This window comes from Actinomycetospora succinea (assembly GCF_004363095.1).
Taxonomy (GTDB): Bacteria; Actinomycetota; Actinomycetes; order Mycobacteriales; family Pseudonocardiaceae; genus Actinomycetospora; species Actinomycetospora succinea.
On sequence record NZ_SNYO01000002.1, the window covers coordinates 92,491 to 105,782 of the forward strand.

Sequence of the window (13,292 nt, forward strand, 5' to 3'; positions counted from 1 at the left end):
TGAGTGCCATAATAGGAGCATGACCACCTGCCCGTACGCCCACGACTATCCGTTCGGCGAGGCCGAGGCCCTCGAGTTCGACCCGACCTACGCGCGCCTGCGCGCCGAGGAGCCGCTGGCCCGCATCCGCATGCCGTACGGCGCGGAGGGCCGGCTCGCCACGCGCTACGCCGACGTGAAGACCGTGCTGTCGGACCCGCGGTTCAGCCGCGCCGCGGTCGTCGGGGCGGACGTGCCGCGCGCGATCCCCGAGAAGATCGACCGCCCGGACACGATCACCAACATCGACCCGCCGGAGCACGGCCGCGTCCGCCGCCTCGTCGCGTCGGCGTTCACCGCCCGCCGCGCGGAGGCGCTGCGCCCGCGGGTGCGCGAGGTCGCCGACGGGCTCGTCGACGACATGCTCGCCTCCGGGTCGCCCGCGAACCTCGTCGAGGCCGTCGCGATGCCGCTGCCGGTGATCGTGATCTGCGAGCTGCTCGGCGTCCCGCTGGCCGACCGGGACGTCTTCCGCGCCGGCGCCGACGCCGCGCTCTCGACCTCCAAGGTGCCCGCCGAGGAGCGCCAGGCCGCGATGGCCGACCTGCAGCGCTACATCGGCTCGCTGGTCGCCGACCGGCGCGCCCGCCCCGACGGCCCCGGCGACGACGTCCTCGGCGCGCTCATCTCGGCGCGCGAGGAGGACGGCGACCGGCTCTCGGAGGCCGAGCTGGTGAGCCTCGGCGTCGCCATCCTCGTCGCCGGCCACGAGACGACCATGAACATGACCAGCGACATGGTGCTCACGCTGCTCGCGAAGCGCTCGCGCTGGGAGGCGCTGGTCGCCGACCCCGAGCAGGTGCCGGCGGCGGTCGAGGAGATGCTGCGCATCACGCCGCTGGGCCGCCACGCGGGACTGCCGCGCATCGCGACCGAGGACGTCGAGCTCGAGGGCGGCACGGTGCACGCGGGCGAGGCCGTGCTCGTCTCGACGATCGCCGCCAACCGCGACCCGGAGGTGTTCGACGAGCCCGAGGAGCTGCACCTCGACCGCGGTTCCAGCAGCCACGTCGCGTTCGGTTTCGGTCCCCACCACTGCCTCGGCGCCTCGCTGGCGCGCATGGAGCTGCAGACGGCGCTGACGACGCTCGTCACCCGCGTACCGACGCTCGACCGCGCTGGCGAGGTCGTGTGGCGTGAGACCGCCCTCGTGCGGGGGCCTGCGGAGCTGCCCGTCCGGTGGTGAGCGGGTAGCCGCGGAGCATGGATCGCTTCGAGGGCTGGATCGCCGGCGTCGGCACGGCGGGCGGGCTGCGCGCCGTCGTGGGCCACTGGCCGCGGTCGCCCCTCGGGGCGTTCACCGACGTCATGGTCGAGCGCCCCGACGGCCGCCGGATCCTGCTCGCCCCCAACGAGCGCGTCGCCGAGTTCGTGGGCGCCACGTACACGTTCGACGAGACGCGGCTGGGCCCGGTGACGCACGCCGCCGGGATCGGCGAGCACCGGGTCACGACCGTCGAGCTCGACCTGACCCTGCACGTCGGCGGCCGCTCGCCGCTCGGATGGCTGCTGCGCGCGGTACCGGGACGGCTCGCCACGGCGCCCGCGTGGATCACCGCGATCGACGTCGTGGCGCGGCGCGTGCTGCCCGGTGTGCGCACGGTCGGGTCCGCGGGCGGCGGGCGCCGCGAGTACTACGGCGCGCGGGACCTGCACCGGGTCGCCGACGCCCGCGTGCGCTGGGAGGGCGTCGACCAGGGGGCGCTGACGGCCGTCGACCCGCCGGTGCACTTCGGTTTCGGGTCGACGCCCCGGACGCCGTCGCTGGTCCGCATCACGACCTTGATCAGGCATGACACGGCGGCGCGGCGGTTAGCCTCGGGGACATGACCGTCGCCGCGTCGCCCGTCACCCTCGACGACTGGTTCGTCCGGGACCTCGGGGGCCTCTACCAGCCGTGGCAGGCCGCACCTGCCCCGTCGCCGGAGCTGGTCGCGCTGAACGACGAGCTGGCCGGCGAGCTGGGTCTCGACGCCGAGGATCTCCGCAAGCCCGAGGGCGTCGCCGTGCTGGCCGGCACCGCCGTCCCCGCGGGCGCGACCCCGGTGGCCATGGCGTACGCCGGCCACCAGTTCGGCAACTACTCCCCCCGCCTCGGCGACGGGCGCGCGCTGCTGCTCGGCGAGCTCACCGACACCGCTGGGCGGCGCCGCGACCTGCACCTCAAGGGCTCGGGCCGCACGCCGTTCGCCCGCGGCGGCGACGGGCTGGCGACGCTCGGGCCGATGCTGCGGGAGTACGTCGTCGGCGAGGCGATGCACGCGCTCGGCATCCCGACCACGCGCGCCCTGGCGGTCGCCACCACCGGCGAGCGAGTGATGCGCGAGCGCCCGCTGCTCGGCGCCGTGCTCGCCCGCGTCGCGTCCAGCCACCTGCGTGTCGGCACCTTCCAGTACGCGGCGGCGACGGGTGACGCCGACCTGCTACGCCGCCTCACCGAGCACGCCATCGCGCGCCACCACCCGCAGGCCGCCGAGGCCGAGAAGCCCGCGCTCGCGCTGCTCGAGGCGGTCGTGGAGGCGCAGGCGGCGCTCGTCGCGCAGTGGATGGACGTCGGGTTCGTGCACGGCGTCATGAACACCGACAACATGACGATCTCCGGCGAGACCATCGACTACGGGCCCTGCGCGTTCCTCGACGCCTACGACCCGGCGACCGTGTTCAGCTCGATCGACCACGGCGGCCGGTACGCGTTCGGCAACCAGCCGCAGGCCGCGCAGTGGAACCTCGCCCGGTTCGCGGAGTCGCTGCTGACGCAGATCGAGGACGACCCGGAGGCCGCGATCCCCGCCGCGACCGATGTGGTGTCGTCGTTCGCCGAGCGCTTCGGACGGCACCGCTCGGCCGGGCTGCACGCCAAGCTCGGGCTGACCGGCGAGCACCGGGAGCTGGCCGAGGAGCTGGTCACGCTCATGGCCGACCAGAAGCCCGACCACACCCGCTTCTTCCGCGGGCTCTCCGCCGCCGCGCGGGGCGACACCTCACCGGTGCTCGACCTCGTCGTCGACCGCGACGCCGTCGACGCGTGGCTCTCCCGCTGGCGGACGGCGCTGGAGTCCCAGGAGCGCCCGGTCGCCGAGTCGGCCGACGCGATGGACCGGGTCAACCCGGTCTACATCCCGCGCAACCACCACGTGGAGGCGGCGCTCGACGCGGCCGTCGCCGGCGACCACGCGCCGTTCCACCAGCTCGTCGACGTCGTCTCGCGCCCGTACGAGGAGCGGCCGGGCCTCGAGGACTACGCGAAGGGCGACCCGTCGGCCACGGGCTACACGACCTACTGCGGGACCTGAGCCGACCTCGCCCCGGATCGGTGCTACCCGTGTCCTCAGGACACGGGTAGCACTACTTGCACGTCATGCTGCCGGCAGCTCGGAGACCAGGGCGCCCTCGTCCTCCGGGTCCTCCGCCTGCGGCTCGAACATCGCGGCCTCGGCAGCGTCGTCCGCCGCGTCGTCGATGGCTCGCTTCTCCATCGCGTCGGCGATCAGCTCCAGCAGAGCGGCGCGGCGTGCCTGGAAGAAGGAGTCGAAGTCGTCTGCTCGGAGCGCGGACGACTCGATGAGGTGGGTTTCCAGCACCCGGTCCAGCGCTGCAGCCTCGAGTCCCGACTTCTTCTCGACCTTCTCCAGATACTTGGACGGCGCGACGCCACCGATCGTCCTGTTCGTGTCGAAGGAGATCGCGGTCTTGTTGACGATGCTCTCGCGGTGATCGGCGTCCACCCCGTTCTTGTCACACCACGCCTTCGGGAAGATGTGGTGGATATCGATCTTGTAGTCGAAGAACGTGGCGAGACCCATCGGCTGGTCCTTGATCCAGTCCAGGCACCCGCGCTTCATCAGCAGCGCATAGACGCCCTTGTACGCGGCCGAATTCCTGGTCTTCAGCGTCAGGAGCCGGGCCGCGTAGAAAGCGGCTTCACCGACGGTGCCGGGCTCGCGCCGACCGCCCCGCACCCAGGCCGGGACCTGCTCGACGTCACGGGCGAACCTCGTCTCGGTGCTCCCGCCGTACATCTCGCCGAGCACCCCGCACCAGAACCAGCGACGGATCATCGCGCGCGTGGCGAAGACGTCGGCATCCTTGCCGAGGAGGACTCTGATGACCGCGAGAGGAACGAGCTGCGTGCGGTAGGGCAGATCGGCGGCCCGGAAGAAGTGCTCGTGCGCGAGGAACTGGTGGCACCACTCCAGGGCCTCGGTCACGGGGTCGGCCCATCGCCGGTAATCCTCGAGACCGAGCCGGAGGATGTCGCGCCGCTTGCAGGAGGTCGACCCCGGCTCGATCAGCCCGTCGCCCCGGCGCGCACCGGTGGCGAGGAGCGAGATCGCCTGGAGGAAGTCGGTGCTCTCGAGGGAGCGCAGGACCGGCTTCCGGTGGAGCCGCTCCTGGCGGTGCGCCCAGTCGTCCTTGAGGGAGAAGTCGGCCGTGGCGAACGTGGCCGTCAACAGTTCGAACGCGTTGAGCGGCACACCGCCCGTGTTGACCTTCTCGAAGACGGTGCAGACCGCCTCCTTCGAGGTGTCCTTCGTCAGGCGGATCACGGGGACCTTGTAACCGGTGATCTCCTTGAGGACCTTCTTGTGGAACTCCTTCCACCGGTCCTTGTTCGCGGGGTCGGCCTCGATGTAGGCCCACATCCACTCGGTCGTCGCGTCACTGTCGAACACGATCCACGCGGGGAAGGCGCCCGCCTCGCACTGCTTCTCCGTCGTGCGCAGGTCGGTGAGGACATCTTTCCCGAAGTTCTCGCGGACGACCAGGTCCTCGGGGATCGAGACGACGGCGTCCTCGAGATCGGCGTTCGGGGCCAGGGCCTTCTCGATGTCGAGGAAGTACCACCGCCTGATGCGGCGATCGCGCGCGTCCTTGGTGTCCACGACCCGCCCCGAGTACAGCGACTGGTAGAGCGACGTGGTCCGCTGCTGCCCGTCCAGGAGGAGCTGCTCGGGCTTCGCCGCCGACGCCGGATCGACCCCGGCGATCGGGATCGGCTTGAAGTTGGACCCGCCGCCACCGACTTCGAGCGTCATCGCGACGCCGACCGGATGCCCCTGGGCCACGCTCGCGATCAGGGCGCGGATGCGGTCGTCGTCCCACTTCCAACCCCGTTGGAAGTCGGGAAGCTGCAGCTTCCCCGTCGCCGCGAGCTCGAGCAGGTCCTCGAGTTCGACGTCCGGACTCTCGAACGGCATGTGCGGTTCCCCCTCGGACACGTCGGTGACGCGGAGCGGGTCGGAAGTTACGTGGTGCTCCCTTCGTGCTCGTCATGCGCCCATCCGGGCGACCGCTCAGCCGTGCGTGTTGCCCGACTCGGGCGGGAGCCGCCGGCGCCGTGTCGTCCTTCGCGGAGTGCTTCTCGCGCCGGGCTACGTCACCTACTGCGGAACCTGAGAACCCGAGCCCACCAGCGACTCCAGGTAGCTCGCGAACTCCGCCGTCGCCAGCGGGCGCGCGGTCCAGCCGACGTAGCCGTCGGGGCGCACGAGCACCGCGTCGCCGCCGCGCATCCCGTACACCGCGGCGAGGTCGCCGGCGCTGTCGACGAGGCACGGCTCGCCGGCGTCGGCGAGCACCGGGCCGAGGTCCGGCCCGACGACCACGTGCACGCGCATCGGCAGCGGCACCGTCGCGGCGTGCACCCGGGCGGCGTTGACCTCGGCGATCTGGGCGACGTCGTCGACGTAGACGAGCAGGGCGTGCTCGGTGGCCGCGAGCACCGCGTGCAGGCGGATCGGGTCGGTGACCGCCGGGCGGCGCAGCCCGCGGGCGTCGGGTGCGCGGTCGCCGGGCGCGACGCCGAGCGACCCGCCGGCCGCGCCGACGACCGGGCTGTCGGGGTAGCTCACGAGCAGCTGGGCCTCGCGGCGCAGCATCGCCGCCGGGTCGGACGTCTCGAAGCCCGTGCGGGCCTGGCGGGTGGTGCGGCCGACGACCTCCTCGCCGACCGGGCGGCGCTCGAGGTCGTAGCTCTCGAGCAGGGCGGGCGAGGCGACGCCGTCGACGACGAGCGCGAGCTTCCACGCGAGGTTGATGGCGTCCTGGATGCCGGTGTTCATGCCCTGCCCACCGGTCGGCGGGTGGATGTGCGCGGCGTCCCCGGCGACGAAGACCCGCCCGTCGGCGTAGCGGTCGACGATCCGGTGGCTGATGCGGAACACCGACGACCAGCGCAGGTCCGACACGGTCGTCGACTGGGGGGCGAGGCGGTCCACGACCGTCTGCAGGTGGTGGAGCTCGGGGGCGCGACCGCCCTCGAACCCGTGGGCGACGCCGCCGGCGGCGGCGCGGGTCGACAGCTCGGGCGGCGCGAGCATCGTGATGCGGTAGCGCCCGGCGCCGGGCAGGGGGATCGCGACGAGGACGTCGTCGGGACCGTCGGGCTGCGTCCGCGTGATGCGGACCCCGTAGCCGGCCGGCATCGCCCAGCTCAGGACGACGTCGCCGAGCATGTACTCCTCGCCGAAGGCGTCGCCCTCGAACGACAGGCCGAGCCCCTTGCGCACCACGCTGTGGGCGCCGTCCGCGCCGACCAGGTACGACGTCCGCACCGTCTCCTCGCCGGCGGGCGTGCGCAGCCGCACGGTCACGCCGTCGGCGTCCTGCTCGAAGCCGATGAGCTCGGTCGAGCGCTCGACCGACCCGCCGTGCCGGCGCAGCTCCTCGGCGAGCAGGCGCTCGGTCGTGTACTGCGGCAGGGCCGTGAACCCGTAGGGCACGTCCGGGGGCAGCGCGACCTCGAGGCGCGCGGCCTGCACCCCGTCGCGGTAGACGATGTTGCCGCGCAGCGTGCGGACCTCGTCGAGCACCGCGGTGAGCATGCCGCTGCGCTCCCAGTGCTCCAGCGTGCGCGGCTGGAGCCCGACCGCCTTGGCGTACCCACGGGGCGCCGCGAGCTGCTCGACCACCCGCGCGCGCACCCCGCGCCGCGCGAGCTCCACCGCGGCGGTCAGGCCGACGGGCCCGGCTCCCGCGACGACGACGTCCACATCCACGTCCATGGCACGCTCCTGTCGGTCACACGACGTACTCGCGGAACCCCGACCGCTGGGCCGAACGGAGTGCCCGCGTCGGCCATCGATGACCGTGAGTACAACGCACACGCCGGACGATCGTCAACGAGATCCACCCGGGGACGGGCATGGAATAGTTGACAGGTCAACCACTGTTCGACAGAGTGCAGGTTGAAACGTCAACGAACGGAGCGCAGGGTCATGCAGTTCGGTGTCTTCTCGGTCAGCGACATCACCCCCGACCCGACGACCGGCCGCGCCCCCACCGAGGCGGAGCGCCTCCAGGCCGTGCTGCGGATCGCGGAGAAGACGGAGGAGGTCGGCCTCGACGTCTTCGCCCTCGGCGAGCACCACAACCCGCCGTTCTTCTCGTCCTCCCCGACGACGACGCTCGGGTACCTCGCGGGCCGCACGCAGCGCCTGCAGTTGTCCACCGCGACCACGCTGATCACCACGAACGACCCGGTGAAGATCGCCGAGGACTACGCGATGCTGCAGCACCTCGCGGGCGGTCGCGTCGACCTCACCCTGGGCCGCGGCAACACCGGGCCGGTCTACCCCTGGTTCGGCCAGGACATCCGCCAGGGCATCCCGCTGGCGATCGAGAACTACGCGCTGCTGCGACGCCTGTGGGACGAGGACGTCGTCGACTGGGAGGGGAAGTTCCGCACCCCGTTGCAGAGCTTCACCTCCACGCCGCGCCCGCTCGACGGCGTCGCGCCGTTCGTGTGGCACGGGTCGATCCGCAGCCCCGAGATCGCCGAGCAGGCCGCGTACTACGGCGACGGCTTCTTCCACAACCACATCTTCTGGCCCGCCGACCACACCCGGCGGATGGTCGACTTCTACCGCCGCCGCTTCGAGCACTACGGGCACGGCGACGCCGACCAGGCGATCGTCGGCCTCGGCGGCCAGGTGTTCATGCGCAAGAACTCGCAGGACGCCGTGCGCGAGTTCCGGCCGTACTTCGACGAGGCCCCGGTGTACGGGCACGGCCCGTCGCTCGAGGACTTCACCCGCGAGACGCCGCTGACCGTCGGCAGCCCGCAGCAGGTCATCGACCGGACGCTGGGCTTCCGCGACTACGTCGGCGACTACCAGCGCCAGCTGTTCCTCATCGACCACGCGGGCCTGCCGCTGAAGTCGGTGCTCGAGCAGCTGGACCTGCTCGGCGAGGAGGTCGTGCCGGTGCTGCGCAAGGAGTTCGCCGCCCGCAAGCCGGCCCACGTGCCGGAGGCGCCGACCCACGAGTCGCTCGTGGCGGCGCAGATCGCGCAGCAGGAGGTGACCGTCCGATGAGGACCCTCGCGGTGGTCAGCGCAGGCCTGTCGACGCCGTCGTCGACGCGCCTGCTCGCCGACCGCCTCACCGACGCCACGGTGGCGGCCCTCGGCGAGCGCGGGGTCGCGGCGCGGCCCGAGGTGATCGAGCTGCGCGACCACGCCCGCGACCTCGCCGACCACCTCGTCACCGGCTTCCCGAACGCCGCCCTGCGCCCGGTGCTCGACACCGTCGCCGGCGCGGACGGGCTGATCGCCGTGTCGCCGATCTTCTCGGCGTCCTACAGCGGCCTGTTCAAGACGTTCGTCGACGTCCTCGACCGAGACGCGCTGACGGGCACCCCGGTACTGCTCGGCGCGACGGCGGGCACCGCACGCCACCAGCTCGCGCTGGACCACGCGATGCGCCCGCTGTTCGCGTACCTGCACGCGACGGTCGTGCCGACCGGGGTGTTCGCGGCGTCCGAGGACTGGGGGTCGAGCGCGGAGCTGGCCGAGCGCATCACCCGCGCCGCGGGCGAGCTCGCCGACCTAGTCGCCGCGCGTCCCGCGGCGACGGTCGCCGACCCGTTGGCCGACCCGACGCCGTTCGAGGCGCTGCTGCGCGGCGCGTGACCTACACCGTGAGGGACGGGGCGGGCGCACCGCGCCCGCCCCGGTCCCGTCCTGCATCCCCGGGGAGGTCGACGTCGCGCTCCACGCCGTCGGTGCCGCCCAGCGGCTCGGCCTGCGCGATCCCGGACCACTGCACGACGAGCAGGTGGGCGCGCCCGGTGCCGGTGCGCGGGACCGCGAACGTCCCGTCCTCGCCGGCCCGGACCGTCCCGAGCTGGTGGCCGTCGGTGCTGACGACGGTGAGCACCGCGCCGCCCGCCGGGGCGTCGCGGTGGCGGACGACGCCACGGACGAGGGCGGGTGCCGCCACGGGCTCCGGCTCCGCCGCGACCGCCTCCGCCGTCCCGGTCCGCTCCGTCCGGCGCGGCACCGGCCGCTGCGGCGGGATCGCCGCGACGATCGCCACCGCGACCACGGCCGCGCCGGCGCCGAGCACCATGACCAGCACGAACGCGCCCTCGGTGGGCACACCGGCCGCGGTGACGAGCGAGGCCAGCAGGACGCCGGCGACCGCGCTGGCGAACGACGTGCCGAGCGCGCGCATGAGGTTGTTGAGGCTGTTCGCCGCCGCCGTCTGCTCGACCGGCACGGCGGCCATGATCAGCGAGGGCATGGCGCCGTAGCCGAGCCCGATGCCGCAGGCGATGACGATCGAGCTGATCACCAGCTCCCACACCGAGCCGTGGAACACCGCGCCGACGCCGTAGCCGACGGCCACGACGAACGCGCCGATCATCAGCGTCGTGCGCGGGCCGGACGCGGCGCTGATGCGGGCCGACACCGGCGACATCGCCATCATGCAGAGCCCGCCGGGCGCGAGGACGAGGCCCGCGACGAGGATCGACTGCCCGAGCCCGTAGCCGGTCGAGGTCGGCAGCTGCAGCAGCTGCGGGTAGACCAGCGACATCGCGAACATCGAGAAGCCCATGACGATGGACGCGGTGTTGGTCAGCAGCACCTGGCGACGCCGGCTGACCCGCAGGTCGACCAGCGGCTGGCGCGTGCGCAGCTCCCACCACGCCCACAGCAGCAGCACCACGGCCGCGACGACGAACAGCGTCACCGTCGTCGCGCTGCCCCAGCCCCACGTGCCGCCCTTCGACACGGCGAGCAGCAGGGACACCAAGGCGATCGCGAGCCCGACGGCGCCGACCAGGTCGAACCGGCCGCCCGCGCGCTGCGTCGACTCGGGCACGAGCGCGAGCACCCCGACGAGCACGACGACCCCGAGCCCGCCGGCCGCCCAGAACAGCACGTGCCAGTCGGCGGTCTGCGCGATGAGCGCCGCCAGCGGCAGGCCCAGCGCGCCACCGACACCCAGCGAGGCGCTCATCAGCGCCGTCGCCGACCCGAGGCGCTCGGGCGGGAGCTCGTCGCGCATGAGGCTGATGCCCAGCGGGATCACGCCCGTCGCGAGCCCCTGCAGCGCGCGCCCGACGATGAGCGGGACCAGCGACGTCGACAGCGCCGCGACCACCGAGCCCGCGATGAGCATCGCGAGGCAGACGAGCAGCATCCGCCGCTTGCCCACCATGTCGGCCAGGCGCCCGACGATCGGCACCGCGACCGCCGCGGTCAGCAGCGTCGCGGTGACGATCCACGCCGTGTCGGCGGGCGCCGCGCCGAGCAGCCGCGGGAACTGCGGCACCAGCGGCACCACGAGCGTCTGCTGCAGCGAGACCGTGATGCCGGCCAGCGCGAGCACCGGGACGAAGGCCGGGGCGCGAGTGGAGGTCACCGACACAATCTAAATCAGTCGATTGACACCTGCGAGATGAGGTCGTTCACTCGTCGCGTGCCCGCCAAGGCCCGGACCGACCGCAACGCCGCCACCCGTGAGCGCATCCTCGACGCCGCGGAGCGCCTCTTCGCCGAGCACGGCGTCCACGAGGTGTCCAACCGCCAGGTCGCCGAGGCCGCCGGCCAGGGCAACACCGCCGTCGTGGGCTACCACTTCGGCACCAAGTCCGACCTGGTCCGCGCGATCGTGCGCCGGCACACCGAGGACATCGAGGCCACGCGCGAGGCGATGGTCGCCCGCGTCGCGGGCAGCGACGACCTCCGCGACTGGCTCGACTGCCTCGTGCGCCCGACCTTCGACCACATGGCCGCGCTCGGCACGCCCAGCTGGTACGCGCGCTTCGGCGCGCAGGTGATGACCGACCCGGCGCTGCGCGAGATCCTCGTGGACGAGCACCTGGGCTCGCCGTTCCTCGTGCGCATCCTCGACGGGCTGCACGCGTGCCTGCCGAGCCTGCCGCCCGCCGTGTTCCGCGAGCGCGGCGACGTCGCGCGCCACCTGCTGGTGCACGTCCCCGTCGAGCGCGAGCGCGCCCTCGCCGAGGGCACCCCCACGACCCGGGCCACCTGGGCCGACACCGCCACGGGCCTCGTCGACGTCCTCGTCGGCGTCTGGCTCGCGCCCGTCACCCCCACCACAGATCAGGAGCATGCGTGACGTCACGCACCGAGTCCCCCGTCGACCTGCGCCGCACCGGTTTCGGGCCCGCGCCCGACGCGGAGGCGGTCCGGGACGGCGCCGGGATCGCGCGGGTGCCGACGCCGTTCGGACCGCCCGCGTGGCTGCTGACGCGCCAGGCCGACGTGCGCCGGATGCTCGGCGACGCCGACACCTTCGCCAACGGCTGGACCCCCGACGACCTCGCGGGCGACGTCCGCCGGGACCCGCGCCAGCTCTCCGGCGACCGCAGCGGCAACCTGCTCTCCCTCGACCCGCCCGAGCACACGCGGCTGCGCAAGATGCTGGCCGGCGAGTTCACCGTGCGCCGCATGCGCCGCCTCGAGCCCCGCATCGTCGAGATCGTCGACGACCACCTCGACGCCCTCGAGCGCTCCGGCACGCCGGCGGACCTGGTGTCGCAGTACGCCCTGCCGATCCCGTCGCTGGTGATCTGCGAGCTGCTCGGCGTGCCGCCGGGCGACCAGGACGAGTTCCAGGCGCGCACCAGCGCCCAGCTCGACATCGGCCAGTCCGAGGAGCGCCGGGTGGCGCTCGCGGCCGAGGCGCTGGCGTACATGCAGGGCCTCGTCGCCCGCGCCCGCCGGGAGCCCGGCGAGGACCTCATCGGCATGCTCATCCGCGAGCACGACGACGACCTGACCAACGACGAGCTCGTCGGCATCGCGAACCTGCTGCTCGTCGCGGGCCACGAGACCACCGCAAACATGCTCGGGCTCGGCACGCTCGCCCTCCTGCGCCACCCCGACCAGCTCGCCCGCGTCCGCGACGACGAGGACGCCGTGGCGCCCGCCGTCGAGGAGCTGATGCGCTGGCTCTCGATCGTCAGCAGCGGCTCGCCCCGCCTGGCCCTGCGCGACGTCGAGATCGAGGGCGCGGCGATCCGCCGCGGCGACCTCGTGGTGTTCAACCTGCCGACGGCCAACCGCGACCCCGCGGTCGTCGACGACCCGGAGCGCTTCGACATCACGCGCGACGGGCCGCCCCACGTCGCCTTCGGCCACGGCGTGCACCACTGCCTCGGCGCCCCGCTGGCGCGCATGGAGATGCGGATCGCGTTCCCCGCCCTGCTGCGCCGGTTCCCGACGCTGCACCTCGCGACCGCCGACAGCGACGATGACAGGGAGGTCGACTTCGCCACCGCGCACGCCATCCACGGGCTCGAGCGGCTGCCGGTCGCGTGGTGAGCGTCCCTCGCCGTGCGCCGGGCTAGGGTCGACGCGGTGAGCGCCCAGCCCCGACGCCGCACCCAGGCCGAGCGCCGCGAGCACACCGAGACCGCGCTCGTGGCCGCGGCCGCCGAGATCGTCGTGGAGTCCGGGGTCCGCGCGCTCACGCTCGCCCGCGTCGGCGAGCGCGCGGGCTACAGCCGCGGGATCGTCACCCACCACTTCGGCTCCAAGCAGGGCCTCGTCGACGCCCTGGCGAGCTCCATCCAGGGCGGCTTCGTCCCGGGGCTCGACGCGATGACCCCGGGCCTCGAGCGGCTGCTCGCGCTCGTCGACGGCTACGTGCACGCCGTCACCGCGCTCGGCACCGCGAACCGCGCGTTCCTGCTGCTCTGGGCGGAGGCGGCCTCGGCCACGGAGCTCGCCGAGACCTTCCGGGCCCGTGACCGCGGCTTCCGCGCCGACCTGCGCGTGGACATCGACGCGGGCCTCGCCGCCGGCGAGATCCGCCCGGACGCGGATCCGGAGGCCGTCGCCGTCGCGATCGTCGGCCAGCTGCGCGGCATCGGGATGCAGCGCCTCGTCGACCCCGAGGGCGTCGACACCGAGCGGCTGCGCCGCGACGTCACCGAGCAGTGGCGCCGGGCGCTGCGCCCCGACGCCTGACGCGCACCCCGACCGGGGCCGCCGCCGG

General features: G+C 73.4%; 10 protein-coding genes and 1 pseudogene. 8 read left to right on the top strand and 3 right to left on the bottom strand.

Annotated elements, in window-relative coordinates; translation table 11 throughout:
- Positions 1-19: 19 nt before the first annotated feature.
- From EV188_RS06775 to EV188_RS06785, 3 genes are read left to right on the top strand one after another with little or no spacing between them, the layout of a single operon-like run.
- Positions 20-1,225, top strand: coding sequence for a cytochrome P450 (locus tag EV188_RS06775; RefSeq protein WP_133825513.1), 1,206 nt, complete (start codon positions 20-22; stop codon positions 1,223-1,225).
- Positions 1,226-1,242: 17 nt separating this feature from the next.
- On the top strand, positions 1,243-1,869 hold the full coding sequence (locus EV188_RS06780; RefSeq protein ID WP_133825514.1) for a hypothetical protein: 627 nt from the start codon (positions 1,243-1,245) through the stop codon (positions 1,867-1,869).
- A complete protein-coding gene (locus tag EV188_RS06785; RefSeq protein WP_133825515.1) occupies positions 1,866-3,332 on the top strand; it encodes a protein adenylyltransferase SelO in 1,467 nt (488 codons plus the stop codon). The genes EV188_RS06780 and EV188_RS06785 overlap by 4 nt, the downstream gene beginning before the upstream one ends.
- A gap of 63 nt (positions 3,333-3,395) precedes the next feature.
- On the opposite strand, the gene EV188_RS06790 is transcribed toward EV188_RS06785, so the two are convergent.
- Positions 3,396-5,237: a GmrSD restriction endonuclease domain-containing protein gene (locus EV188_RS06790; protein ID WP_133825516.1), complete on the bottom strand. Its 1,842-nt coding sequence runs from the start codon at positions 5,235-5,237 to the stop codon at positions 3,396-3,398.
- A 183-nt stretch (positions 5,238-5,420) separates the two neighbouring features.
- Positions 5,421-7,043, bottom strand: coding sequence for an FAD-dependent monooxygenase (locus tag EV188_RS06795; RefSeq protein ID WP_133825517.1), 1,623 nt, complete (start codon positions 7,041-7,043; stop codon positions 5,421-5,423).
- A gap of 213 nt (positions 7,044-7,256) precedes the next feature.
- On the opposite strand from EV188_RS06795, the gene EV188_RS06800 reads away from it, so the two are divergent.
- Together EV188_RS06800 and EV188_RS06805 are read left to right on the top strand one after the other, a co-directional pair.
- Positions 7,257-8,354: an LLM class flavin-dependent oxidoreductase gene (locus EV188_RS06800; RefSeq protein ID WP_133825518.1), complete on the top strand. Its 1,098-nt coding sequence runs from the start codon at positions 7,257-7,259 to the stop codon at positions 8,352-8,354.
- Positions 8,351-8,950 (top strand): FMN reductase, encoded by a 600-nt coding sequence (locus EV188_RS06805; RefSeq protein WP_133825519.1) that lies wholly within the window; start codon positions 8,351-8,353, stop codon positions 8,948-8,950. Before EV188_RS06800 ends, EV188_RS06805 begins: the two co-directional genes overlap by 4 nt.
- Positions 8,951-9,314: 364 nt before the next feature.
- Here the strand turns inward: EV188_RS06805 and EV188_RS06810 are convergent.
- A pseudogene (locus EV188_RS06810) lies at positions 9,315-10,697 on the bottom strand (MFS transporter); the annotation flags it as partial.
- 48 nt (positions 10,698-10,745) lie between these two features.
- Here EV188_RS06810 and EV188_RS06815 point away from each other — a divergent pair.
- From EV188_RS06815 to EV188_RS06825, 3 genes are read left to right on the top strand one after another with little or no spacing between them, the layout of a single operon-like run.
- Entirely contained in the window at positions 10,746-11,408 is a 663-nt protein-coding gene (locus EV188_RS06815) for a TetR/AcrR family transcriptional regulator (protein WP_243741529.1), read from the top strand.
- Positions 11,405-12,616 carry a cytochrome P450 gene (locus EV188_RS06820; protein WP_133825522.1) on the top strand — a complete coding sequence of 404 codons (1,212 nt, stop codon included), beginning with the start codon at positions 11,405-11,407 and terminating at the stop codon, positions 12,614-12,616. Before EV188_RS06815 ends, EV188_RS06820 begins: the two co-directional genes overlap by 4 nt.
- A 36-nt stretch (positions 12,617-12,652) precedes the next feature.
- Complete coding sequence (locus EV188_RS06825) at positions 12,653-13,264, top strand: TetR/AcrR family transcriptional regulator (protein ID WP_133825523.1); 612 nt, start codon at positions 12,653-12,655, stop codon at positions 13,262-13,264.
- The last annotated feature ends 28 nt before the right edge of the window (positions 13,265-13,292 follow it).

Coding starts and splice junctions, on each gene's coding strand:
- EV188_RS06775 (WP_133825513.1), top strand. CDS start 20: ATGACCACCTGCCCGTACGCCCACGACTATCCGTTCGGCGAGGCCGAG.
- EV188_RS06780 (WP_133825514.1), top strand. CDS start 1,243: ATGGATCGCTTCGAGGGCTGGATCGCCGGCGTCGGCACGGCGGGCGGG.
- EV188_RS06785 (WP_133825515.1), top strand. CDS start 1,866: ATGACCGTCGCCGCGTCGCCCGTCACCCTCGACGACTGGTTCGTCCGG.
- EV188_RS06790 (WP_133825516.1), bottom strand. CDS start 5,237: ATGCCGTTCGAGAGTCCGGACGTCGAACTCGAGGACCTGCTCGAGCTC.
- EV188_RS06795 (WP_133825517.1), bottom strand. CDS start 7,043: ATGGACGTGGATGTGGACGTCGTCGTCGCGGGAGCCGGGCCCGTCGGC.
- EV188_RS06800 (WP_133825518.1), top strand. CDS start 7,257: ATGCAGTTCGGTGTCTTCTCGGTCAGCGACATCACCCCCGACCCGACG.
- EV188_RS06805 (WP_133825519.1), top strand. CDS start 8,351: ATGAGGACCCTCGCGGTGGTCAGCGCAGGCCTGTCGACGCCGTCGTCG.